Origin of the sequence: Roseobacter sp. HKCCD6576-2 (genome assembly GCF_013179285.1) — a bacterium.
In the GTDB taxonomy this organism is placed as follows: Bacteria; Pseudomonadota; Alphaproteobacteria; order Rhodobacterales; family Rhodobacteraceae; genus Rhodophyticola; species Rhodophyticola oceani.
This window is the reverse complement of sequence record NZ_WVNW01000001.1, coordinates 858,573-881,698: the sequence shown is the minus strand read 5'-3', so window position 1 is coordinate 881,698 and position 23,126 is coordinate 858,573. Positions and strand designations below refer to the sequence as shown.

Here is a 23,126-nt window from a genome sequence, read left to right as displayed (position 1 = left end):
GGGCATGGAAAACACTGCCCCTCTCATCGACCCCTTTGCCCGCGCGATCAACTATCTGCGCGTCTCCGTCACCGATCGTTGCGATTTCCGCTGCGTCTATTGCATGTCGGAGAATATGACCTTCTTGCCGAAGAAGGAGCTTCTGACGCTAGAAGAACTGGATCGGATGTGTTCGACCTTCATCCGCATGGGCGTCCAGAAACTGCGTATCACCGGAGGTGAGCCACTGGTGCGCCGCGATATCATGACTTTTTTCCAGTCCATGACGCGGCATCTCGACTCGGGTGCGCTCAAAGAACTGACGCTGACCACCAATGGCAGCCAACTTTCGCGCTTCGCCGATCAACTCTATGCTGCGGGCATACGTCGGATCAACGTCTCGCTCGATACGCTGGATGAGACGAAATTCGCCGAGATCACCCGGTGGGGGCGCCTGAAGCAGGTTCTGGAAGGGATCGACGCGGCGCAAAAAGCCGGGCTGCGGGTGAAAATCAACGCGGTGGCGCTGAAGGACTTCAACGAGGACGAACTCTTCACCCTGCAAGAGTGGTGCGCCTCACGGGATATGGACCTGACCTTCATCGAAGTCATGCCAATGGGCGATCTGGGCAATGAGGACCGGATCACACAATACTGGTCTCTGAAAGACCTGCGCGCCCGCCTGGCCGAACGCTTCAACCTGATCGACTTGGCCGAACGCACGGGCGGCCCGGCGCGCTATGTGAAACTCGAAGAGACCGGCCAGAAGATCGGTTTCATCACCCCGCTCACCCATAATTTCTGCGAAAGCTGTAACCGGGTGCGCCTGACCTGCACGGGCGAGCTGTATATGTGTCTCGGCCAGGAAGACATGGCCGACCTCCGCGCGCCGCTTAGGGACTCCCGCGACGACGTTTTGCTAGAAGAAGCGATCCGCGCCGCAATCGAGCGCAAGCCCAAAGGCCATGATTTCGACTATTCCCGCCAGAAGGTGGATGGTCAGGTCTCACGCCATATGAGCCATACGGGTGGATGAGCCAACACGTCTAAGATCCGCCACTGGTCTCGCTATCTGGGGTTCTCTAAGTCTGACCGCGGCTGTCTTAGCCCATGAAATCATCAGTTTCGGCCCCTGGGGCCACGATGCGATTGCAGGCTGGGGCACCAGGTGCATCGACTGGACCTGTGTCACACCCGATCTGATCATCGTCACCCATATCGCTAAGGCTCTGTCGGCTGCGTTGATCTTTGGGCTGTTTGGAATGGTGGTGCGCTCTGACCCCGCGCGCATCATTGGGGCGGCGGTCCTTTGGCTGATCCAATATGGCTGGTCGATGGCGACCATCGCATCAGGCTACAAGGCTATTTTCGGGACGACGTGGCGCTTATGGGAACCATTTGTCGAACTGGCATTTGACCCGGCCCTCACCACAACCCTGGCGCTCGTGGGCCTCGCCAGTCTCTACCTGACGCGCGGGCGACCGGCGTGATCCACGCGAAGACGGGTCAGTGGTTGAATTCTACTCCGCTGCTCACCGCGAAAATACGCTGATCTCCACCGCAAAGATCAGCCCGAAGACAGCCTAACACTGGTCGGATAACAGGTATAACGAGACAGATGTGGACGTCGGGCTGACAAAGTGGTCGTCATGGCGACGTGACTTTGGCGCGCGGTCGGAGTGGCTTCCGAATTGGCGGGGCAGGCTCACTTATATAAGAAACCACCGATATTGCTGGTCAGATATTCCAGCGCGCGGCCAAGTTTGGCGCGCGCTGGTTTCTCACATCACCCGAATGTTGACGCCGGGCGTCTCGCTTAAGCCGCCGGCATCCGCTTCTCGACGATCTCGGCCCACCAGGAACATCCTGCCGGGATCGTTTCGTCGTTGAAGTTGTATTTCGGGTGATGCACCGCCGCCGTGTCACCATTGCCGACGAGGATATAGGCCCCGGGCCGAGCGTTCAGCATGAATGCAAAGTCCTCACCGCCCATGACCAGCGGTGCGTCCTCGCAGTCACCGGAAACGGACTTGGCCACCTCGGCGGCGAACTCGGTCTGCTCTTCGGAGTTCACCATCACCGGATAGCCGCGCCGATAGTCAACCTCGGCTTTGCCCCCCATCATCGCCGCCGTGCCTTCGGCAATTTCTTTCAACCGCGCTTCGGCCAGATCCTGAATACCCGGATCCATGGTCCGCACAGTGCCGCGCAGGTGCACGGTTTCGGGGATCACATTATGGGCGTTTGAGCCGGTCTCGAAAGACGTCACGGAGACAACCAGTTGCTTCACCGGGTCGGCATTCCGGCTGGCGATTGACTGCAACGCAAGAACCACATGCGCGCCCATCACGGTCGTGTCGACGGTTTCTTGCGGTTTCGCCGCGTGGCCACCTTGGCCGGTCAGATAGATGTCGAACTGATCCGCTGCGGCGAAAAACGCACCGGGGCGGATCGAGAAGGACCCGACCGGTTTGCCGGGCCAATTGTGCATCCCGTAAACCTCATCGATCTTAAACGTGTCCATGATCCCGTCATCGACCATCTCTTTGCCGCCACCGCCGCCCTCTTCGGCAGGCTGAAAGATCACCGCAACCGTGCCGTCGAAATTGCGGGTCTCGGCCAGGTATTTCGCGGCCCCAAGCAACATTGCGGTGTGCCCATCATGGCCGCACGCATGCATCGCACCCGGCGTCTTCGAGGCATAGTCCACGCCGGTCTCCTCATGGATCGGCAGCGCATCCATATCCGCGCGGAGACCAATGGTTTTGCCGGAGCTGTCGGTTTTGCCCTTGATGATGCCCACAACCCCCGTGCGCCCCAGACCCGTCACCACCTCGTCACAGCCGAACTCCTTCAGCTTCTCGGCGACGATGCCCGAGGTGCGGTGCGTCTCAAACAGGATCTCGGGGTTCTCATGTAGGTCACGCCGCCATTCAGTGATCTCGGGCAGCAATTCGGCAAAACGGTTTTTGACGGGCATGGGTCTCTTTCTCCTGGTTCTAAGTGTTACGCCGCCGGCATGCGGCGTTCGACCAATTCGGCAAAGAAGCTGCACCCGAACGGGATGGCTTCATCGTTGAAGTTATAGGCGGGGTGGTGGCATTGGGCGCTGTCGCCATTGCCCAAGAACAGATAGGCCCCGGGGCGTTCCTCCAACATATAGGAGAAATCCTCCGACGGCATGATCGGTGCGGCCTCCGCATCCACTTTCAGGCCAGCGGCTGCGGCGGCCTCGGCAGCATAGTCCACAGAAGTGGCATCATTCACCGTCACCGGATAGCCCGGGGTCCAGATCACCTCGGCCTTGGCGCCAAAGGCGGAGGCCGTGTCTTCGGCCACCCGCCGCACCCGCTCTTCGGCCAGCGCGCGGGCTGCCGGCTCAAGACACCGCACCGTACCCTCCATCCGCGCTGTATCGGGGATGATGTTGGACTGGTTCGAATCCGTTTTAAACGTCCCAACCGTCAGCACGACGCGGCCCAACGGGTCGACATTGCGCGACACAATCGTATGCAGCGTCACGACGATTTGCGCCGCAACCAAGGTCGTATCGACGGCCTTATGAGGCTCCGCCGCATGACCGCCCTGACCGGTCACAATGATCTCAAACTCATCGGAAGACGCCTGAAGCGGGCCGGGGCAGGTGACGATCTCCCCCACGGGCACCCCCGGCGCATTATGCACGCCATAGACCTCATCAATCTTCCATCGCGTCATCAACCCGTCATCGATCATCGCCTTGGCCCCTGCCCCGCCCTCTTCGGCGGGTTGGAAGATCAACACCACGGTCCCATCGAAATTCCGCGTCTCGGCCATATACTTCGCCGCACCCAACAGCATCGCCGTGTGCCCATCATGGCCGCACGCATGCATCACTCCCGGCGTTTTCGAAGCATAATCGAGCCCAGTGATCTCATGGATCGGCAGCGCATCCATGTCGGCGCGGAGCCCAATGGCCTTGCCCGCGCTATCCGTCTTGCCCTTGATCACCGCCACAACGCCGGTCTGGCCAATCCCTTCGACCACTTCGTCACAGCCAAAGGCGCGCAAGCGCTCCGCGACCAAGGCCGCCGTGCGCGGCAGTTCATACATCAGCTCAGGATTCTCATGCATATCGCGCCGCCATTCGGTGATCTCGGGCAACAACTCGGCAAAACGATTCTTGATTGGCATCGGTCAGGCTCCTTGATCAGGCCGCAGGCATCCGGCGTTCCACAAGCTCAGCAAAGAAGCTGCAGCCATACGGGATCGCCTCATCGTTGAAGTTGTATTTCGGGTGATGGACCTTGGCGGTGTCACCATTGCCGATATTCACAAAGGCACCAGGTCGGGAGAGAAGCATATAGCTGAAATCCTCCGCACCCATCCGTGGCGGGCGCCCGTAATGCACGCGTCCCTGCCCGGCAACCGCCTCGGCAATCTCGGCCGCAATCTCGGCGTTTTTCTCATGGTTGACAGTCACGGGGTATCCCCGGTGATACTCGATATGTGCCGTGCAGCCATAGGCGGCGGCGGTGGATTGCACGATCTCGATCACGCGGACCTCGGCCATATCGCGAATGCCTTCATCCAGCGTCCGTACCGTGCCGCGCAATAGGACGGAATTGGGGATCACATTCGAGGCTTCCGAGCTGGTCTTCATCGTGCAAACCGACACCACCACCTGTTTCAACGGGTCGACATTGCGGCTCGACACGGTTTGCAGCGCCATCACCGCAGCACAGGTCGCAGGCGTCGGGTCGATGCAGTTATGCGGTTGCGCCGCATGGCCGCCCTTGCCGGTGATGGTGATCTCGAAATCATCCGCCGCCGCCATGATCGGGCCCGGCGCCACGCCAAACTCGCCCACGGGCAGGCCCGGCTCATTATGCATGCCATAGACTTCTTCGATGCCGAACCGGTCCATCATCCCGTCATCGACCATCGCCTTGCCGCCCGCGCCGCCTTCTTCGGCGGGCTGAAAGATCACACAGACCGTGCCGTCGAAATTGCGGGTCTCAGCCAGATATTTCGCTGTGCCAAGCAGCATCGCGGTATGCCCATCATGACCGCAGGCATGCATTTTCCCATCGGTTTGAGAGGCATAGGCCAGCCCGGTTTCCTCCGTCATCGGCAGCGCATCCATATCGGCACGCAGGCCAACGCAGCGATCGCCCGTGTTCGTCTTGCCCCGGATCACCCCGACAATGCCCGATTTGCCGATCCCCGTGACCACCTCGTCGACGCCAAAGGCCTTAAGCTGCGCCTCGACCAGCGCGGTCGTCTTCGGCAAGTCGTATTGTAGTTCAGGGTTGGCGTGAATCTCGCGACGCCACCCCGTGATCTCGTCATGCAGCTCGGCAAGGCGATTCTTCACGGGCATCGGGTTACTCCTCTGTCAGAATGTCCAACAGGCGCGCCATGAAACGCTCGCCTTGCTGAAACTGGTCAATGGTTATGAACTCATTTGGCTGATGCGCCTGTTCGATATTGCCCGGGCCGCAGACCACGGCGGAATAGCCGCCCGCCTGAAACTGCCCGGCTTCGGTGCCGAAGCTCACCACATGGGTGGCATTGTCACCGGTCAGGCGGCGCACCATGGCTTCGGCGGCGCCGTCAGTCTCGGGGCTCAGGCCCGGCACATCCCAAAGCGGGTCGGCCTGAATGAAGCAAGACGGCTCAACCGCCTGCATCTCCGCCTCCAGTTTGCGAACCTCGGTCAGATAGCGGTCGGCCCAGTCCTGCGGCGACTCGTTGGGGACGCAACGAAATGACAGGATAAACCGGCAATCCTTCGCCGTGATGTTATGCGCTGTGCCACCTTCGATCTTACCGACATGGATCGTTGTGTAGGGTGGATCAAACGGGTTGCCCGGATCGGCGTTGGCCCGGTTTTCGGCATTCATCCGGTTGGCCCAATTGATCAGCTTGGCCCCTTCCATAATCGCCGAGACGCCGCGATCTTGCAGCGAGCTATGCACCTCGAACCCGCGGACATGCATATCGAATCCGGTGCCGCCCTTATGGCCGGTCACCGTCCGCATTTCGGTTGGTTCGCCAATGATCGCAAGGGCCGCCTTCGGCATATGCGGCTGCATCGCGGCGATCATCGGCGGCGCACCGATGCACCCGATTTCTTCATCGCGGGTCAGGCAGATTTGCAGCGGGTGTTTCAACCCGCGCTCCAATGCCGGCGCGACCAGGCTGAGTGCCAGCGCATCGAAACCCTTCATGTCGCAGGTGCCGCGCCCATAGAGCTTGCCGTCGCGTTCCGTCACCTGAAACGGGTCGGTGTCCCAGGCCTGTCCATCGACCGGCACAACGTCGGTATGGCCCGACAGAATGACGCCGCCCGCGTCTTCCGGCCCCAAATGCGCGTAAAGCGAAGCCTTGGACCCATCTTCGTTGTAATCGCGATGACAGGTGACGCCGAGATCGGTGAGATACCCTTCCACCCAATCGACCAGTTCCAAGTTCGAATCCCGACTGACGGTTGGAAAAGAAACAAGCTTTTCAAGCAGTTCCCGCGCGGAAAGGGCGGTTCGCATCCTCGACTCCTATAGGTGAATACGGCTGACCCTGTGCCGAACCCGCCGCGTCGTCAAGCCCAGCGCATGGCAAGTGCCTAAGTCTTGTGCATCTGCCTGAACGTCACGCAAGAGGCCCCCGATTGCCGCTTGCGGGCTGCGATTTTCCTGTTACCGTCACTCTCATTGCTTGCACCCGCCCATCAGAGGCCGGGACAATACCAACTGGCGAGGAGCGTCACACGATGCCCGATGGGGGTCTGCCCTCTGTCCTTGATGTCAAGGACCTCAAAACTGTTTTCCGCACCCGGCGCGGCGAAGTCCATGCCGTGAATGACGTGAGCTTCCACCTGGAACCAGGGGAACTTCTCGGTGTGGTTGGCGAAAGCGGCTCTGGAAAATCGGTGACGATGATGTCGCTGATCGGCCTTTTGCCGATGCCCCCGGCCGAAGTGCGCAATGGCCAAGTCCTGTTCGAAGGGCAGGATTTGCTGACCTGCAACGAAGACGAGTTGCGCGCCGTGCGTGGCGCCCGCATCGGCTTTGTGTTCCAGGATCCGATGACCTCGCTGAACCCGGTGTTCAATGTCGGCTATCAGATCACCGAACCGCTCAGAAAGCATATGGGGCTGAACAAATCCCAGGCCCGCAAGCGCGCGGTCGAGCTTCTGGAACTGGTCGGTATTCCCGATGCGGCCCGCCGCTTGGGCGACTATCCGCACCAGTTTTCCGGAGGCATGCGCCAGCGGGTGATGATTGCCATCGCACTGGCCTGCGACCCGAAAGTGTTGATCGCCGACGAGCCGACCACCGCGCTTGATGTGACGATCCAAGCGCAAATTCTCGAACTGGTGAAAGAACTGCGCCAGAAGCTCGGCATGGCCATCGTCTGGATCACCCATGATTTGGGCGTGATCGCCGGCATCGCAGACCGGGTTATGGTGATGTATGGCGGCCAGGTGGTCGAGCAAGGCCCAGTGCGCGAGTTATTCGCCAACCCCAAGCATCCTTATACAAGAATGCTGTTGGAAACGGTGCCCTCCGTCACCGGTGAGCGCTCCGAACGCTTGCAGGTCATCGAAGGTCAGCCGCCGATTTTGGGCCATGCGCCCGATAGCTGCCCGTTCCGCGCCCGCTGTCCCCTCGCATTCGACCGCTGCGCAAGGGAAAACCCGCTGCGCGTTCCGGTTGGCCCGTCACATGACGCAGCCTGTTTCTGGGACGTAGATAAAGGGGCGCCCCGCGATGTTTGACGCCAGCGCGAACAAGAAGCTTGTCGAGGTCGACGGGCTGAAAATGTACTTCCCGATTTATAGCGGGTTGCTGCGCCGCCATACCGGCAATGTGAAGGCCGTGGATGGGGTCAGTTTCGATATTTTCGAGGGGGAAACCCTCGGCCTGGTTGGCGAAAGCGGCTGCGGCAAATCCACCTGCGGGCGCGCTATCCTGCGGCTCTATGAACCGACAGAAGGGTCGATTCGCATTGATGGCGAAGAGATTGCTCATGTCGGTTTCGACAAGCTCCGCAAGATGCGCCCGACCATGCAAATGGTGTTCCAGGATCCGCAAGCGAGCCTCAACCCGCGGATGACGGTGGCCGCGATTATCGGCGAGCCTCTTTCAGAGCATTCCGGCAAGTCGAAAGACGAGCAACTTGAGCGCATCTATGAGTTGATGGATGCGGTCGGCCTGAACCGCGATTTCGCCAATCGCTACCCGCATGAGTTTTCCGGCGGTCAGCGACAGCGTATCGGCATCGCCCGCGCCCTGGCGCTGAACCCGAAATTCATCGTCTGTGACGAACCGATTGCCGCGCTGGATGTGTCGATCCAGGCACAAGTCGTCAATCTTCTAGAAGATTTGCAGCAGAAGCTCGGCCTGACCTATCTGTTCATCTCCCATGACCTCTCGATGGTGCGCCATATCGCGGACCGGGTCGCGGTGATGTATCTGGGCAAAGTGGTCGAGCTTGCCCCGCGTGAAGGGCTCTATGCCGACCCGCTCCACCCCTATACCAAGGCGCTTCTGTCGGCCGTGCCAGAGCCCGATCCGGTTGCGCATGACAATGCCAATCGCACGATCCTGGAAGGCGATGTCCCAAGTCCGTCAAACCCACCGCAAGGCTGCAACTTCTGCACGCGCTGCCCCGCAGTGATGGATATCTGTCGCCAGATTGACCCCGAATTCAAAGAGGTGAAACCCGGCCGCTACGTCGCCTGCCACCTCTATGACGACACCAAGACGACCGCTGAACCAACGGCGGCGGCTGAGGCCTGAAATGAGCAACCCAACAAGGAGAGAGACATGAACTCTAAGACACTTCTACTAGGGGCGGCGGCAGCCTTTATGCTGTCCCCCGTGGCAGCGATGGCCGAACGCGGCTCATCGGGCCATCTCAACATCATCTATTGGCAAGCGCCCTCGACGCTCAATCCATATCTCTCGGGTGGTACGAAAGAGGTGGAATCGGCGTCTCTGGTCCTCGAAAGCCTGGCGCGTTTTGACAACGCCGGGACCATGGTGCCTTGGCTCGCAACCGAAATTCCAACCATTGAGAATGGTGGTGTGGCCGAGGATCTGACCTCGATCACGTGGACCTTGGCCGAAGGCGTTATGTGGTCTGATGGCACGGCGCTGACGCCTGCCGACCTCATATTCACCTGGGAATACTGCACCCATCCCGAAGGCGGCTGTGCACAGGCCAGCTATTTCGATGGCGTCACCAGCGTTGAGGACTTGGGCGATAACCAAGTGCGCGTAAACTTCGCGGCCCCGACACCATTCCCTTACACCGCCTTTGTCGGCGCTGAGAGCCCGATCATCCAAGCTGCGCAATTCGCGGAGTGCCTTGGCGCGCGGGCACCGGAATGCACCGACGCCAACTTTGGACCGATTGGCACCGGCCCGTTCGTTGTGACCGATTTCCGGCCCAATGACGTCATTGAGTTCGTGGCCAACGAAAACTTCCGCTTCCCCGATCGTCCGTATTTCGAAACCGTGACCTTCAAGGGCGGCGGTGATGCGGCGGCGGCGGCGCGGTCGGTTCTGGAAACTGGCGAGTTCGACTATGCATGGAACCTCCAAATCGACCCAACCATCCTGGCGCAGATGGAAGCGCAGGGGAACGGTACGGTCGTGACCGCGTTCGGCACCTCGGTTGAGCGTCTGCACTTGAACCAGTTCAATCCTGATCCAGCTCTTGGCGATGTGCGCTCGACAGCCGATGCCGGCCCGCATCCGTTCCTGACAAACCCGGTGATTGGCCAAGCAATGTCGATGGCGATCGACCGCGCGCTTCTCGTGGAAGTGGGATATGGGGCCGGCGGTCAGCCGACCTGTAACGTGCTGCCAGCGCCCGAGCTCTATGCCTCGACCGCCAATGACAGCTGCTTGGTCCAGGACATCGCGGGGGCCAATGCGCTCTTGGATGAAGCCGGCATTGTCGACACCAATGGCGACGGTATCCGCGAAGCCGATGGTGTACCGCTCCAGGTCCTCTATCAGACCTCGACCAATGCCGTCCGTCAGGACACCCAAGCCTTGGTGAAGCAGTGGTGGAGCGAGATCGGTATCGACGCCGAGCTGCGCAACATCGACGCCTCGGTCTTCTTCGGTGGGGATCCGGCCTCTCCGGATACGTTCCAGAAGTTCTACGCCGATATCGAGATGTACACCAACAACTTCGCTGGTGTGGATCCGCAGGCTTATATGGCCAACTGGCGCTGCAACGAGATCCCGGGCCCCGACACCCAGTGGCAGGGTTCCAACATCCAGCGCTTCTGTGATCCGGCCTATGATGCGCTCGTCGATGAGATGGCCATGACAGCCGATCTTCAGGAACGTGGCCGCATCGCGCGTGAGATGAACGATATGATCATGCAGAGCTACTCGATCATTCCGCTCGTTCACCGCGGTGGCGTGTCGGCTCATGCCAACTCGCTCGAAGGCATCCGCATGTCCGACTGGGACAGCGAGCTGTGGAACATCATGGATTGGCGTCGCGCCGAATAATCCCATGATCCTCTGACCTTGCGCCGTCCCGCCCGCTCGGGGCGGCGCAACAAAAGATCGGGCCCCATATATGAGCATCGAGATTTATCTGGCCTATCTGGCGACCGTGGGCGTGTTTTTCGCCTCGCCTCCCGGTCCGAGCCAGCTTCTGATGATCTCCCACTCCATGCGTCATGGCCCGCGTCGCAGCGGCTGGACCGTCGCCGGTGACCTTTCCGCGAATTCCTTACAAATGCTGGCCGCCGGTTTCGGCTTGGCCGCTTTGATCGCCACCACCGATTGGGCGCTTGATGTAATCAAATGGGCCGGTGTCGCCTATCTGGTCTGGATGGGCATTCGCACCTTCCGCGCAGCCCCCACGCTCCCTGGCGAGGCGGCTCCGCTGGCCTCCGCCCGGCAGCTCTATTTCCAGGGCTTCTTTACCTCCGCGTCGAACCCCAAAGCGGTGTTCTTCTTCGCCGCCCTTTTCCCGCAATTCATCACGCCGGAGACCGCGATCTGGCCCCAGCTTCTGATCTTGGGCGCGACCTATCTCGTGATTGATGGCGTGATCCTCTTCATCTACGGCGCGACGGCGGCCCGGCTCTTTGCCCGGCTCGCCTCCCGCGGCCGCCTCCTCAACCGCCTTTCGGGCAGTGCCATGATTGGCGCCGCAGGTCTTCTGGCCCTGCGCGACGCCCAGGCACGATGACCCGCCTCGTTTTGCAAAGGGACCGCACCATATGCTGACCTATACAATCCGGCGATTGCTGCTGGCGATCCCGACCCTGCTGTTCATCAGCTTCATCATCTTCCTGATCGTGAAGCTGTCGCCCTCGGATCCGACGGCGGGCCTACCGCTGACGATCCCGCCAGAGGTGCGGGAACAGATTCGTGAAAGCCTTGGCGTGAACCAACCCGTCTTCGTGCAGTATCTCCGATGGCTGCAACTCATGGTTTGGAACGAGCCGCTGCACCTGATCGAAAGCTGGACCGGCTGGCAGATCGGACCGGAAGGCCCCCGGATCATCTCCTACCAGACCCGCTCGCCCGTGATGGAACTGATCATGCAGCGGATGCCACAAACCCTTTGGGTCGTCGGCATCAGCTATATCGTCGGCATTCTGATCGCCCTGCCGATCGGGATCATCTCGGCCTATCGGCAGTATTCCTGGTTCGACCAGATCGGGACATTCATCTCGATGCTCGGCTTCTCGGTTCCGACCTTCTTCACCGGGGTTCTGTTCATCGTGATCTTCGCGGTCAATCTGGGCTGGTTCCCCAGTGTCTATGACACAACCCATGTGGTGACCGATTGGGATAGCTTCATCGTCCAACTGAAGCAGATCATTATGCCGGTCATGGTCTTGGGCCTATTCAACGCCAGCCAGATCAGCCGCTTCATGCGCGCCTCGATGCTCGACAACCTGAACCAGGACTACGTCCGCACCGCCCGCGCCAAGGGCCTGACCGAGAAGGTCGTGGTTCTGGTCCATGTGCTGCGCAACTCGCTGATCCCGGTGGTCACCGTGATTGCACTCAACGTGCCCGCCGTCTTTGGCGGCGCCATCATCACCGAGCAGGTCTTCAAGGTGAACGGGATCGGTCAGTTGCTGATCATCGCGATCCAGTCGGGTGATGTGCCGACCGTGCAAACCGTGTCCTTTATTTTCGCTGTGTTGATCGTGCTCTTCAACCTCATCGCCGATGTCCTTTATGGCGTGCTCGACCCGAGGATCCGCTATGACTGATGCCCCCATCATTCCGGCCGATGACGGCCTCGAAGACTACCGCCCGCCACGCAACCAGTGGTGGGATGTGTGGGACCAGTTCAAAACCCATAAGGGCGCGATGCTGGGCCTGGGCTTCTTTATCTTTGCCCTGCTCTTCGTCTTTATCGGCCCGCTGGTCTGGACCATCGACCCAACCTATATCGACATCCGCGCGCGCAACTCCGGCCCAAGCCTCGCCCATCCGATGGGCACCGACCAATTGGGCCGCGACACGCTGGCCCGGATGATGGCGGGCGGGCAAACCTCGATTGCCGTGGGTCTCACAGCAATGTTGCTGAGCCTGGTGCTCGGCACATTGATCGGCGTGCTGGCGGGCTATTTCAAGCGGCTCGACGGGCTTTTGATGCGGACCACGGATTTGTTCCTGGCAATGCCGCTTCTGCCACTGCTCTTGGTCATCATCATGCTGTTCCGCGACCAACTCCGCGCGGCCTTCGGCCCTGAGGGCGGCATTTTCATCCTGATCGTCTTTGTGATCGGCATCACCTCCTGGATGCAAACCGCGCGGGTTGTGCGCGGCGACGTGTTGGCGCTGAAAGAACGCGAGTTTGTGCTGGCGGCCAAATCCATCGGCACGCCGTCACACCGGATGATCCTGCGCCATGTGCTGCCCAATGTGATGTCGCCGATCATGGTTTCGGCCACGCTTGGCATCGCAAACGCCATCATCACCGAAAGCGCGCTGTCTTTCCTGGGTCTCGGTTTCCCAAGCGATTTCCCCACCTGGGGTCGGCTGCTCTTTGACGCCACCGATTGGCTGCAACAGAACCCTGAGCGGGTGATCTGGCCCGGCATGGCGATCTCGCTGACTGTGCTGAGCGTGAACTACATCGGCGACGGTCTCCGCGACGCGCTCGATCCGCGTATTCGGGGTCGGTAACTCTCTAATGCGCCGCCCGGTGCCAATCACCGGGCGGCGCAACCTGCGGGGCTAGAGTTCCGCCTCGGCGCGCTCGCCCCATTCGATCTGCCGAAAATCAAACCCATCCTCCAGTGTCGGTTTGACCACCCGGAAATAGGGTGACAGGTCGAAATCCCGCGGTGCAAAGAGCGAATGATGTCGGATGTGGTAAATCTCTCGCGCCGCATATTCCGAGCTCTCCGCCCGCCGCTCCGGCAAAATCGGATAGCGGATTGATTGGAACGCCTGCGCGATCAGCGACGAGCAAATCGCCCGCGTCGGATCGCCTGAGCCAAAGGCCAACATCCGCCGCCGCCAGCGGACCGGCACCGGCGGCGTTGGCAGGAAATACCGCGCCAGATCGAAGATGTTCCGCATGTCATAGCGCAGCCCCAGATTGCCGATCATGAAGTCCGCAACCTGCGCGCGCTCTTCCTCATTCAACCCTGCCGCCCGGCAAATCCGCGTGTTGAAGGTCTGGTATTTGCTCAACGGCACCGCAACGCAGCCCTCACCCAAATTCACCTCCACCAGACGCGGGCGCTCGCTGCCATCCTCCGGTACTGGCAGCACGTCGCCAACATAAAGCGCGGCATGGGACCAGGTCGATTGCGTGAGATATTTGATTGCGTTGGAGATCCGCTCGCTGCCCTCAATCAGGATCACATCGCCCGGCCGCAGAACCCGGCAGAGGGTCGGGAAATCCGAGGGTGTATAGGGTTGATAGCCTGAGCTTTGCCGGTTGAGCTTGCGCGCCATGCGCCGACCAATCCGGTCAAGCAGGCTGTCACGGGCAGGCACGATCTTCTCGGTCATAAGGCCACCCCTCCTCCGGGCTCACTCCTTCATATAAGGGCGCAAGCCGACGGGCTTGTCCACGCCGCTCACCACCTCGTCATCCCCCGAGAGCCGTTTGAAACATTGCTCAAATGTCGATGCGCGACAGGCGGCTTCTGGCAAAATGACAATCTTTGCGCATTTTGTCATGGAAACCCGACACCAGCCGCGCTATCTTCTCTCCAAACCCGACAGGAGGCGCGCCATGACCATCCCGCTGACAATCAACGGCACCACCCATCAAATCGATCTGCCCGAAGAGGTTCCGCTCCTCTGGGTGCTCCGCGACGCGTTGGGCATGACCGGCACCAAATTCGGCTGCGGCGTTGCGTCCTGCGGCGCCTGCACCGTGCATATCGGCGGCGAGGCTGTGCGCGCATGCCAAATCGCGGTCGCGGATGTCTGGGACGAGGTCACCACGATTGAAGGGCTTGGCCAACCGGGCAATCTCCACGCCCTGCAAGCGGCTTGGGTCGAACATCAGGTGGCCCAATGCGGCTACTGCCAATCGGGTCAGATCATGCAGGCCGCCGATCTGCTCAGCCGCACCCCGAACCCCACGGATCAGGACATCGACGACGCGATGGCCGGCAATCTCTGCCGCTGTGGCACCTATGACCGTATCCGCGCCGCAATCAAAACCGCGGCTGCCACCATTCAAGGAGCGTAACGCCATGAGCCGTCTCGGAACCATTGCCCGCCGCACCTTTCTGCTCGGCACCGCCGCCATCGCGGGCGGCGTCGCCTTTGGCTATTACCAATACGCCCGCGCGCTGCCCAATCCGTTGCCGACGGGCGACGGCAATCACCCGATCACGCCCTATGTCACCATCGACCAGGACGGCGTGACGATCATCACGCCCCGCGCCGAAATGGGCCAAGGCGTCTACACCACGCTGGCCGCTTTGGTTGCCGAAGAGTTGGATGTGAATTGGGAGGATATCAGCGTCCAACACGGTCCGCCGGATCAGGCGTACTATAATGGCGGGCTGATGTCCCATGGCCTGCCGGTGAATGACTACGAGCGCTCGGGCTTTCAGGACATGATGATTGAGGCGATGACCGTCATCCCGAAAATGGCGGCGCTTCAGGTCACCGGCGGCTCGACCTCGATGCTGGACGCCTATGAGAAGATGCGCCTTGCCGGGGCCTCAGCCCGCGAAACTCTGAAACAGGCCGCCGCCGACCGGCTTGGCCTGTCGCGGAGCGCGATGGCCACCGAAGGCGGGGCAGTGATCCCGCCCGATGGCACCCCGATCCCCTATACCGATCTGGCCGAAGCCGCCGCAGAGATCGAACCGATCACGCGCGGCATCGAACTGCGGTCCAAGGCCAATTGGCGCTATCTCGGCCAATCCATGCCGCGCACGGATATGCTCCGCAAATCTACTGGCACCGCCATGTTCGGCTCGGATGTCCGGCTGGAGGGAATGAAGTTTGCCACCGTCCGCATGTCACCGCGCCTTGGTGGCGAGATCCTGCGCTTCGATGCCAGCGCCGCCGAGGCCATGGCGGGCGTGGAGAGGGTGATTGATCTCGGCACCGGCATCGCGGTTGTCGCCAACAACACCTGGATTGCGATCCAAGCCGCCGAAACAGTGGAGATCGAATGGGGCCCCGCCCCCTACCCCGAAACCTCAGAAGAACTGATGCAGGTGATCCGCGCCAGCCTCGACAACGAACCAAACTCCACCCTCCGCAATGACGGCGACGCGGATGAGTCTCCTCTGCAATCGGACATCCAGATCGAGGCGGAATATACCATGCCCTGGCTGGCCCATTCGACGATGGAGCCGATGAATGCCACGGCGATCTATTCCAGCGACGCGCTGACGCTCTGGTGCGGGACCCAAGCCCCGATCCTCGCGGAACAAAAAGCCGCTGAAGCCGTTGGACTCGACCCTGAACAGGTCACCTGTCATGTGACTTATCTTGGCGGCGGCTTTGGGCGCCGGGGCGAGTTCGATTACGCCGTCTTGGCCGCCCGGGTGGCCCGTGAGATCCCCGACACACCGGTAAAAGTCACCTGGTCGCGCGAAGAAGATATGCGCCACGACTTCTATCGCCCGGCCGCTGCCGCCCGGATGCGCGGCGTGATCCGTGAAGGCTTCGCCCATACGCTTGATGGCCGCATGGCCGCGCCCTCCGTCACGCAGCAGTCTTTGATGCGGATCGCTGGCTTCTCGCCGCCCGGCCCCGACAAAGGCCATGTGGAGGGGATGTTCAATCAGCCCTATGCGATCCCCAATTACCGGGTCCAAGGCCATCTGACCGATCTCGCCGTGCCAATCGGCTTCTGGCGCTCGGTCGGCAATTCGATCAACGGCTTCTTCATGGAAAGCTTCATCGACGAGATGGCCCATGCAGCAGGCCGCGACCCCCTGGCCTTCCGCCTGGAACTGGCCCGCGGCGAACATGCCGCCTCGGCGGGCGTGCTGGAGGCTGTGGCCGATATGGCGAATTGGTCGGGTGAGACACCCGACGGTATCGGGCGCGGCGTGGCGATGACCTTCTCCTTCCACACACCTGTCGCCATTGCGATGGAGGTCAGCGACCAGGATGGTGTCATCTCCATGGATCGCGCCTGGATCGCCTGCGATGTCGGCACAGCGCTCGACCCCGGCATTATCGAACAGCAGATGGTGTCTGGTCTGGTCTATGGCCTCACCGCTGCCGTGATGGGCGAGATCAGTTTCTCGGGCGGCGAGGTCGATCAGTATAACTTCCCCGACTATGACGCGCTCCGTATCCATCAGGTGCCGGAGACCGAGGTTCGCATTCTCGAAACGCAGCACCATATCGGCGGTGTGGGCGAACCCTCAACGCCGCCTTCGATGCCGGCGCTGGCCAATGCGATCTATGATTTGACGGGTGAACGGGTGCGCGACCTGCCGCTCAATCGGCGTTTCGACTTCGTGTTTTGAAGCGGTGCCGCGCTAGGCGGCGCGGCGCAGCATTCGCCAATGGATCAAAATCGGTGGAACGAAGAGCAAAAGCAGCCCCCAGTGATGAAAACTGAAGATCATCAGCGGCAGCCATAGAACGGCGGTGACGAGACCAACCGCCCCGCAGAGCCGGGTGGCGTGTTCCAAACGCATCACACGCTGCAAGCCCAGATGAAGCAGTTTCCCGCCATCCAGGGGCATCACCGGCAGCATGTTGAAGATCAACAGAAAAAAGTTCACAAGCGCGCAGATATGAACCGCCCAGGCCAGATCGCCTGGCGGCAGGAACGGCCCGATCAAAACCGCACCGGCCCATAGAACCGCCGTCACAATCGGCCCCATGGCGACAATCAACTCTTCCTCATAAGACGGTGCCGGGCGGTCCCTTTCGCAGAACCCGCCACCACCATAAATCATGATCCGTCGCACCGGCTGGCCTTGGATCAAAGCACCCCAGGCATGGCCCAATTCGTGCAAGAAGATCGACACCAGCAAAATCACGAGGAACAGGAAGTCGTAGTAAAGCTCCTGCACCGTGCTGCTAAACAACAGGAAAATCAGGATCAAAAGCAGCAGACTGCTGCCAATTTGCACCGGCACGCCCCATGGCCCGCGAAACTCAAAAAGCGCCGCGTCATTCCGAAACATGACAAAGGTCCATAGATTGGTCGACGTCCACCGGCCGCTCCGAAACGTTTTTCAGATCGTTTTGCACGATGTCCTGGCAAAACTATGGCAATGTCGTCGAAAAACTGGGGATCGAAGACAGCCAATAATGACCAAGCGCCCAATACCTGCGTATGGACGCCTGCCTCCCCAAGATGGTCCAAGATGCGTTAAAGAATTGCCACAAACCCCCGCGACCTTTTTTCATGGCTCTGCTGGTAGTTCTTGAAGGCGCGATAAGATGACTCTGAAAGACCCAATCCTATTTCGTCTACTCGGCATCGGCGGGTGGCCGGTTCAGATCAAATTGAGCATCCTGTTTCTGGCCGCGTTTCTGGTGCATTTCAACGGCACAGTGGCGGATGTTCTGGCCGAGATGGTGGTTCTCCTCCTGCTCTTCCTCGCGCTCTATCTACATGGATTGGGCCAAGCATTGGCCGCGCGATTGTACGGTGTTCCCGTGCGGCAGATCACTCTCTCTGGCGGGATCAGCACCTGCGACGCCGAGCCCACGCAACCATCGGTTCAAATGACGATTTTGGCGATGGGCCCTCTCACGAACCTGACACTCTGGGCGGTCATGACGCTCATCGTCTCGGTATTACCACAGGGCGGGTTGGCCTGGGCTCTCAACGCCTTCGCCATGGTCAATCTCTATCTCGCGGCGCTCAGCCTGATCCCGATGCGACCCCTGCCCGGCGGTGCGCTGTTGCAACTGTCGCTGTCGCCGGCTTTGCCGCAGGTCACGGCCGACCGGGTCGTCGCCGTCACCGGCCTGATTTGCGCCCTCGCATGGATCCCCGCGATGCTGTTGAGCTACATGCTTCTGGGCCTGCTGCTTTTCGTTCTGCCAGCCGTGCCGACGCTCTGGCGGATGTTGCATCTCAACCGCGCGATGAGGTTACGAGAAGGTTAAGAAATCGGCCGATAGGGTTGGGAAATTCACGCCCTGGCCAATTTTTTGTAACCTATTCTTCGTCGAACAAGCTGCCTTGGCTCGGCTTCGGCGCTGACCCACGGGGCGACTTGCCAGCCGGCTTTCGCGCCACACCGCCGCCGGGGATTGCCCCCAATCGGCCATCCGCGAACTCGATCTCCAAATGCGCCGCCTTGGCTGCGGCTGCCTGGGTTGTGACCAGAGTTTCGCCTTCCCGAACAACGGCATAGCCTCGACGGAGTGTCTCGGTGTAGCCAAGTGTCTGGCGCAGCCGCTCCAAGGCCTCCACCCGCTCTCGCCGCGCCGCGACCGATGCCACCGCCACCCGCGTAAACCGTTGATCCACCTCCGCAAATCGCGCCCGCGCCGCCTCCAAACGATCCGTCAAACGCCTCGGCCGCAACCGCCTTGCCTGACTAGACAGCGTTTCCCGCCTTGTTCGCAGCCCGGATGCCAGCCGACCAGGCACCAGCCCAGCCCCGACCCGGCCCGCTTCTATCCGCTTGGCATTCAACGCTTTTTCCAAGGCGGGTGTCAGTCGCCCTGACAACCGATCCGCCAGATTGCGCCGGTCTTGGGTCGCGGCCCTCAGCGCCGGACCAAGCTGCACCACCGCCCGATCCAGCCGCTGCCGCGGCGTTTCGAGCAGCGCATCAAGCCGCGGCAAACCGCGCCCCAAATCGCCAAGCCGTTGTTTTCGAAGCGAGACCGCCTGCGCCACGCCGCGCGACAACCGTCCGCCCTGCCCCTCGACCCAAGCCAGCAACTCCAGTCGCACCGGTACCGCCATCTCCGCCGCCGCCGTCGGCGTCGGTGCACGTTTGTCGGATGCGAAATCGATCAGAGTCGTATCGGTTTCATGGCCCACCGCCGAGATCAGCGGGATGTCACTTCCCGCCGCCGCGCGGACCACAGCCTCTTCGTTGAACCCCCAGAGATCTTCAAGTGACCCGCCGCCACGCGCGACGATCAACAAATCCGGGCGGGGCAGCGCGCCGCCTGGCGTCATCGCGTTGAAGCCCTTGATCGCATTGGACACTTCCGGTGCACAGCGCTCCCCCTGTACCGCCACGGGCCAGATCAGAACTTTGCGCGGAAACCGGTCCCGCAGACGATGCAGGATATCCCGGATAACTGCACCCGATGGCGAGGTCACAACACCGATGACCTCCGGCAGATACGGCAACGGCTGCTTGCGCGCCTCGTCAAACAGCCCCTCAGCCGCCAGGGCCGCGCGCCGTTTTTCGAGCATCGCCATCAACGCGCCCACGCCCGCAGGGCGAATATCCTCAATCACCAATTGGTATTTCGACTGCCCCGGAAAGGTGGTGATCCGCCCGGTGGCGACCACTTCCATGCCTTCTTCCGGCTGATGTGCCAGCCGCGCAGAAATCCCTTTCCAGATCACGCCCGCCAGGACGCTGCGATCATCTTTCAAATCCAGATAGATGTGACCTGAGCGCGGCCGCGACAGTCGCCCGACCTCGCCCCGCACACGCACATGGGAAAACGCGCCCTCGACGGTGCGTTTCACTGCGCCGGAGATTTCCGAGACGCTGAACTCCGGCGCATTGCCCGGGGTTTCATCGTCGTCGATCAAATCGGACATCTTGCCCCTGCCCCCATTGCTTGTCTTGGCCTCGCGCGCAGCTTAGAACGCCCGCAATCAAAGGCCAAGGAGGCGTGCCCATGAACATCCTGATCCTCGGCGGCGGCGGGCGCGAACATGCTTTGGCATGGGCCGTGTTGCAAAACCCGAAATGCGACAAGCTGATCGTCGCGCCCGGCAATGCGGGTATCGCCCAAATTGCACAATGCGCGGATTTGGATGTCGAAAATCCGGCGCTTGTCACCGATTTCGCCTGTGAAGAGGCGATTGATTTTGTGATCGTCGGGCCAGAGGCACCGCTGGCTGCCGGGGTGGCGGATGCCCTTGGCGATGCTGGCATCTTGACCTTCGGTCCGTCACAAGCCGCGGCGCAACTTGAGGCCTCGAAAGCCTTCACGAAAGAGATTTGTGATGCCGCAAATGCCCCGACCGCGGCTTATGCGCATTTCACCGAAGCCGAAGCTGCCAAGGCCTATATCCGGGACCAGGGCGCTCCGATTGTGGTCAAGGCGGATGGGCTGGCCGCGGGCAAAGGCGTGATCGTGGCGATGGACGAGGCGACAGCCTTGGCCGCGATTGACGACATGTTCGGCGGCGCCTTTGGCGGCGCAGGTGCCGAAGTGGTGATCGAAGAATTCATGGAGGGCGAGGAGGCGAGTTTCTTTGTCCTCTCCGATGGCAAAACCGCCCTGCCAATTGGCACAGCGCAGGACCATAAACGCGCCTATGACGGGGATAAAGGGCCGAATACCGGCGGCATGGGGGCCTATTCGCCCGCGCCGGTTCTGACCGAGGCCGTCGCCGCCAAAGCAATGGCCGAGATTATCCAGCCAACGATTGATGAGATGGCCAAACGCGGCACACCCTATCGCGGCGTGCTTTATGCGGGTTTCATGATCAAAGACGGGCAGCCCCGGCTCGTCGAATACAACGTCCGGTTTGGTGACCCCGAATGTCAGGTTCTGATGATGCGGCTTGGAGCGCAGGCCTTGGATTTGATGCTCGCCTGTGCCGAAGATCGGCTGGCCGAGATGCAGGTGAACTGGGCCGATGACCACGCGATGACCGTGGTGATGGCCGCGAAAGGTTATCCGGGCGCCTATGAAAAAGGCAGCGTGATCAAAGGGCTGGAAGGATTGCCCGAGGATAGCTTTCAGATGGTCTTTCATGCGGGCACAACCCGGGCCGAGGGGCAGTTTCGCGCCGCTGGCGGTCGGGTATTGAACGTCACCACACGCGGCGCGACGCTTCAAGAGGCGCGCGACAAAGCCTATGACATGGTGGACAAAATCGACTGGCCCGACGGGTTCGCCCGCTCAGACATCGGCTGGCGGGCGCTTTAACCATGATCGTCCGCGACAAGCCGACCCTGTTGCAACTGCTCTTCGCCGTCAAAGGTTCGGTTTTGCCACGCATTGCCCCGCGGATCGTGATCCTGACCGCACTTGCGGCGGGCGTGACCTTTGTTGACCAGAACGGGCTTTTGCCGCTCGCGCATCCAAGCGCCGCACCCTTCGCGGTGTTCGGTGTCGCGCTCTCGATGTTTCTGGGGTTTCGCAACAACGCCGCCTACGACCGGTGGTGGGAGGGGCGGCGGCTCTGGGGCCAGTTGATCGCCGATCTGCGCGCGCTCGGCCGAGAAACCGACATCTTCATCAGCGAGCCGGACCGACAAAAACAGGTGCTCCGGCTTGCCCTGGCCTTTCTGCATCTTCACCGCGCCAATCTGCGTCAACTGCCCAACGACGCCGCCGCGAAGACGCTGACGGGGGAGGATTTCAGTGCAACGCCCCATCCGCCCTGTGGCGCGCTAAACCAACTGGCCGACGAGGTTTCGGCGGCGCATCAGGCGGGCGAGATCGACGGGTTTGGGGCCAAAGCGCTGACCGAACGGCTTGGCGCAATCACCTTGGCGCAGGCCGGCTGCGAGCGGATCGCCACGACGCCTCTGCCCTATGTCTATTCGCTGCTGATCTTCCGGACGACCTATCTCTATTGCCTGCTCTTGCCGCTCGGCCTTGTGGAACAGGCGGGCTGGCTGACCCCGCTCTTCGTCGCCGTCGTGGCCTATGTGTTTCTGGGATTGGCGGAAGTGACCGAAGAACTGGCAGAACCCTTCGGGACCAGCGTGAACGGATTGCCGCTGGATGCGATGTGCCGGGTGGTCGAGATCAGCCTCGCGCCACGGCTTGGCCTAGAGGTGCCCGAGCCGCTGCTGCCAAAGGACTATCATCTCAGCTGAGCCAAGTTTTGTAGTCTGAGACCAGAAGATGCGTCGGCGCGACATCTTCGTCGATCTCTGCAAAACGCCCAATCGGCGCGCGGAACCAATTGTCCGTCTCGTCATCATTCACCGTTGAAACCTCACCGATCAACACATCGCCACCTTCGCCCCAAAACGCATGCCAATCACCCGGCATCAGCGTCACGCTTTCACCGGGTTGAAAAAGCAGCACCTCGCCGGGCTTGAACGCCCGCGCGATCCCGTCGCAGAGCACGGTGCCGCCAGCGGTTTCGTCGAAAGAACCATCCTCGGCGGACCCGTAGAGCTCAATCGCCATCGTGGCCCCGCCGCGATTGATGATATCTTCGGCTTTCAGATAATGCCGATGCATCGGGCTGATCTGGTCTTTCTTTGAAATCAACAGTTTCTCGGCATAGCACATGCCGCCGCCCGCTTGCAGATCGGAGAGGCGGCCATTGCGCAGGGTGAATAGGAAAAGCCCGAGCTCATCGAATTTCCCTTGCCCATAATCGGTCACGTCCCAGCCCATGCCTCCAGAGACAATCCCATCGATCTCGGCGCGCCTGGCCTTCATCTCATCCGGCGTCCAATAGGCGAATGGCGGCAGAACAAAGCCGAAAGAGCGGATAAACGCATCCGCCTCGGCCATGATGTCGTTGATCTCTGAGCGCTTCATCTGACGATCTCCCGGGGTTTCCGCGCCGATGACCCAAGGTTC

21 protein-coding genes are annotated in these 23,126 nt (G+C 61.0%); 13 read left to right on the top strand and 8 right to left on the bottom strand.

All coding sequences use genetic code 11. From position 1 onward, the window contains the following. Positions 1-4 precede the first annotated feature (4 nt). Together moaA and GTF44_RS04370 are read left to right on the top strand one after the other, a co-directional pair. Positions 5-1,015, top strand: a complete 1,011-nt coding sequence (moaA, locus tag GTF44_RS04375) for a GTP 3',8-cyclase MoaA (RefSeq protein ID WP_145211422.1) — start codon at positions 5-7, stop codon at positions 1,013-1,015. Continuing rightward, positions 1,008-1,469 (top strand): hypothetical protein, encoded by a 462-nt coding sequence (locus GTF44_RS04370; RefSeq protein WP_171557794.1) that lies wholly within the window; start codon positions 1,008-1,010, stop codon positions 1,467-1,469. Before moaA ends, GTF44_RS04370 begins: the two co-directional genes overlap by 8 nt. Before the next feature lie 326 nt (positions 1,470-1,795). Here the strand turns inward: GTF44_RS04370 and GTF44_RS04365 are convergent, their stop codons facing one another. The 4 genes from GTF44_RS04365 to argE are packed head-to-tail and all read right to left on the bottom strand — an operon-like array spanning position 1,796 to position 6,506. Continuing rightward, on the bottom strand, positions 1,796-2,959 hold the full coding sequence (locus tag GTF44_RS04365) for a M20 aminoacylase family protein (RefSeq protein WP_145211428.1): 1,164 nt from the start codon (positions 2,957-2,959) through the stop codon (positions 1,796-1,798). 26 nt (positions 2,960-2,985) lie between these two features. Beyond that, complete coding sequence (locus tag GTF44_RS04360) at positions 2,986-4,152, bottom strand: M20 aminoacylase family protein (protein WP_171557792.1); 1,167 nt, start codon at positions 4,150-4,152, stop codon at positions 2,986-2,988. A gap of 16 nt (positions 4,153-4,168) precedes the next feature. Further along, positions 4,169-5,341 (bottom strand): M20 aminoacylase family protein, encoded by a 1,173-nt coding sequence (locus tag GTF44_RS04355; protein WP_171557790.1) that lies wholly within the window; start codon positions 5,339-5,341, stop codon positions 4,169-4,171. 4 nt (positions 5,342-5,345) lie between these two features. Continuing rightward, positions 5,346-6,506, bottom strand: a complete 1,161-nt coding sequence (argE, locus tag GTF44_RS04350) for an acetylornithine deacetylase (RefSeq protein WP_171557788.1) — start codon at positions 6,504-6,506, stop codon at positions 5,346-5,348. Positions 6,507-6,730: 224 nt separating this feature from the next. On the opposite strand from argE, the gene GTF44_RS04345 reads away from it, so the two are divergent. From GTF44_RS04345 to GTF44_RS04320, 6 genes are all read left to right on the top strand, one after another. Further along, on the top strand, positions 6,731-7,738 hold the full coding sequence (locus GTF44_RS04345; RefSeq protein ID WP_171557786.1) for an ABC transporter ATP-binding protein: 1,008 nt from the start codon (positions 6,731-6,733) through the stop codon (positions 7,736-7,738). After that, on the top strand, positions 7,731-8,762 hold the full coding sequence (locus GTF44_RS04340; protein ID WP_171557785.1) for an ABC transporter ATP-binding protein: 1,032 nt from the start codon (positions 7,731-7,733) through the stop codon (positions 8,760-8,762). Before GTF44_RS04345 ends, GTF44_RS04340 begins: the two co-directional genes overlap by 8 nt. 27 nt (positions 8,763-8,789) lie before the next feature. Then, positions 8,790-10,496 carry a peptide ABC transporter substrate-binding protein gene (locus GTF44_RS04335; protein ID WP_171557783.1) on the top strand — a complete coding sequence of 569 codons (1,707 nt, stop codon included), beginning with the start codon at positions 8,790-8,792 and terminating at the stop codon, positions 10,494-10,496. A 70-nt stretch (positions 10,497-10,566) separates the two neighbouring features. After that, the gene (locus tag GTF44_RS04330; RefSeq protein WP_171557781.1) at positions 10,567-11,187 is read left to right on the top strand and encodes a LysE family translocator; all 621 of its coding nucleotides are present in this window, start codon (positions 10,567-10,569) and stop codon (positions 11,185-11,187) included. A gap of 31 nt (positions 11,188-11,218) precedes the next feature. After that, a complete protein-coding gene (locus GTF44_RS04325; RefSeq protein WP_171557779.1) occupies positions 11,219-12,226 on the top strand; it encodes an ABC transporter permease in 1,008 nt (335 codons plus the stop codon). After that, positions 12,219-13,148, top strand: a complete 930-nt coding sequence (locus GTF44_RS04320) for an ABC transporter permease (protein WP_171557778.1) — start codon at positions 12,219-12,221, stop codon at positions 13,146-13,148. Before GTF44_RS04325 ends, GTF44_RS04320 begins: the two co-directional genes overlap by 8 nt. Before the next feature lie 51 nt (positions 13,149-13,199). Here GTF44_RS04320 and GTF44_RS04315 read toward each other — a convergent pair whose 3' ends face one another. Then, entirely contained in the window at positions 13,200-13,985 is a 786-nt protein-coding gene (locus GTF44_RS04315; RefSeq protein ID WP_171557776.1) for a YiiX/YebB-like N1pC/P60 family cysteine hydrolase, read from the bottom strand. Positions 13,986-14,211: 226 nt separating this feature from the next. Here GTF44_RS04315 and GTF44_RS04310 point away from each other — a divergent pair, with 226 nt between their 5' ends. Next, positions 14,212-14,676, top strand: coding sequence for a (2Fe-2S)-binding protein (locus GTF44_RS04310; RefSeq protein WP_171557774.1), 465 nt, complete (start codon positions 14,212-14,214; stop codon positions 14,674-14,676). A gap of 4 nt (positions 14,677-14,680) precedes the next feature. Further along, positions 14,681-16,930 (top strand): xanthine dehydrogenase family protein molybdopterin-binding subunit, encoded by a 2,250-nt coding sequence (locus GTF44_RS04305; protein WP_171557772.1) that lies wholly within the window; start codon positions 14,681-14,683, stop codon positions 16,928-16,930. A gap of 12 nt (positions 16,931-16,942) precedes the next feature. Here the strand turns inward: GTF44_RS04305 and GTF44_RS04300 are convergent, their stop codons facing one another. Further along, positions 16,943-17,599, bottom strand: a complete 657-nt coding sequence (locus tag GTF44_RS04300) for a site-2 protease family protein (protein ID WP_171557771.1) — start codon at positions 17,597-17,599, stop codon at positions 16,943-16,945. Positions 17,600-17,858: 259 nt separating this feature from the next. Here GTF44_RS04300 and GTF44_RS04295 point away from each other — a divergent pair, with 259 nt between their 5' ends. Further along, positions 17,859-18,533 (top strand): hypothetical protein, encoded by a 675-nt coding sequence (locus tag GTF44_RS04295; protein ID WP_171557769.1) that lies wholly within the window; start codon positions 17,859-17,861, stop codon positions 18,531-18,533. A gap of 52 nt (positions 18,534-18,585) precedes the next feature. On the opposite strand, the gene xseA is transcribed toward GTF44_RS04295, so the two are convergent. Next, positions 18,586-20,163 carry an exodeoxyribonuclease VII large subunit gene (xseA, locus tag GTF44_RS04290; protein WP_171557767.1) on the bottom strand — a complete coding sequence of 526 codons (1,578 nt, stop codon included), beginning with the start codon at positions 20,161-20,163 and terminating at the stop codon, positions 18,586-18,588. A gap of 80 nt (positions 20,164-20,243) precedes the next feature. Between xseA and purD the strand changes: the two genes are divergently transcribed. Next, a complete protein-coding gene (gene purD / locus GTF44_RS04285) occupies positions 20,244-21,506 on the top strand; it encodes a phosphoribosylamine--glycine ligase (RefSeq protein WP_171557766.1) in 1,263 nt (420 codons plus the stop codon). 2 nt (positions 21,507-21,508) lie between these two features. Continuing rightward, positions 21,509-22,405, top strand: coding sequence for a bestrophin family protein (locus GTF44_RS04280; RefSeq protein WP_171557764.1), 897 nt, complete (start codon positions 21,509-21,511; stop codon positions 22,403-22,405). Here GTF44_RS04280 and GTF44_RS04275 read toward each other — a convergent pair. After that, positions 22,398-23,084, bottom strand: a complete 687-nt coding sequence (locus tag GTF44_RS04275) for a D-lyxose/D-mannose family sugar isomerase (protein ID WP_171557763.1) — start codon at positions 23,082-23,084, stop codon at positions 22,398-22,400. The genes GTF44_RS04280 and GTF44_RS04275 overlap by 8 nt on opposite strands. Positions 23,085-23,126: the final 42 nt, after the last annotated feature.

Excerpts from the sequence above, each read along its gene's own strand:
- GTF44_RS04335 (WP_171557783.1), top strand. The coding sequence starts at position 8,790 with ATGAACTCTAAGACACTTCTACTAGGGGCGGCGGCAGCCTTTATGCTG.
- GTF44_RS04310 (WP_171557774.1), top strand. The coding sequence starts at position 14,212 with ATGACCATCCCGCTGACAATCAACGGCACCACCCATCAAATCGATCTG.
- GTF44_RS04330 (WP_171557781.1), top strand. The coding sequence starts at position 10,567 with ATGAGCATCGAGATTTATCTGGCCTATCTGGCGACCGTGGGCGTGTTT.
- GTF44_RS04340 (WP_171557785.1), top strand. The coding sequence starts at position 7,731 with ATGTTTGACGCCAGCGCGAACAAGAAGCTTGTCGAGGTCGACGGGCTG.
- GTF44_RS04315 (WP_171557776.1), bottom strand. The coding sequence starts at position 13,985 with ATGACCGAGAAGATCGTGCCTGCCCGTGACAGCCTGCTTGACCGGATT.
- GTF44_RS04320 (WP_171557778.1), top strand. The coding sequence starts at position 12,219 with ATGACTGATGCCCCCATCATTCCGGCCGATGACGGCCTCGAAGACTAC.
- xseA (WP_171557767.1), bottom strand. The coding sequence starts at position 20,163 with ATGTCCGATTTGATCGACGACGATGAAACCCCGGGCAATGCGCCGGAG.
- GTF44_RS04355 (WP_171557790.1), bottom strand. The coding sequence starts at position 5,341 with ATGCCCGTGAAGAATCGCCTTGCCGAGCTGCATGACGAGATCACGGGG.
- GTF44_RS04275 (WP_171557763.1), bottom strand. The coding sequence starts at position 23,084 with ATGAAGCGCTCAGAGATCAACGACATCATGGCCGAGGCGGATGCGTTT.
- argE (WP_171557788.1), bottom strand. The coding sequence starts at position 6,506 with ATGCGAACCGCCCTTTCCGCGCGGGAACTGCTTGAAAAGCTTGTTTCT.
- GTF44_RS04325 (WP_171557779.1), top strand. The coding sequence starts at position 11,219 with ATGCTGACCTATACAATCCGGCGATTGCTGCTGGCGATCCCGACCCTG.
- GTF44_RS04280 (WP_171557764.1), top strand. The coding sequence starts at position 21,509 with ATGATCGTCCGCGACAAGCCGACCCTGTTGCAACTGCTCTTCGCCGTC.
- GTF44_RS04300 (WP_171557771.1), bottom strand. The coding sequence starts at position 17,599 with ATGTTTCGGAATGACGCGGCGCTTTTTGAGTTTCGCGGGCCATGGGGC.
- GTF44_RS04365 (WP_145211428.1), bottom strand. The coding sequence starts at position 2,959 with ATGCCCGTCAAAAACCGTTTTGCCGAATTGCTGCCCGAGATCACTGAA.
- GTF44_RS04295 (WP_171557769.1), top strand. The coding sequence starts at position 17,859 with ATGACTCTGAAAGACCCAATCCTATTTCGTCTACTCGGCATCGGCGGG.
- purD (WP_171557766.1), top strand. The coding sequence starts at position 20,244 with ATGAACATCCTGATCCTCGGCGGCGGCGGGCGCGAACATGCTTTGGCA.
- GTF44_RS04345 (WP_171557786.1), top strand. The coding sequence starts at position 6,731 with ATGCCCGATGGGGGTCTGCCCTCTGTCCTTGATGTCAAGGACCTCAAA.
- moaA (WP_145211422.1), top strand. The coding sequence starts at position 5 with ATGGAAAACACTGCCCCTCTCATCGACCCCTTTGCCCGCGCGATCAAC.
- GTF44_RS04360 (WP_171557792.1), bottom strand. The coding sequence starts at position 4,152 with ATGCCAATCAAGAATCGTTTTGCCGAGTTGTTGCCCGAGATCACCGAA.
- GTF44_RS04305 (WP_171557772.1), top strand. The coding sequence starts at position 14,681 with ATGAGCCGTCTCGGAACCATTGCCCGCCGCACCTTTCTGCTCGGCACC.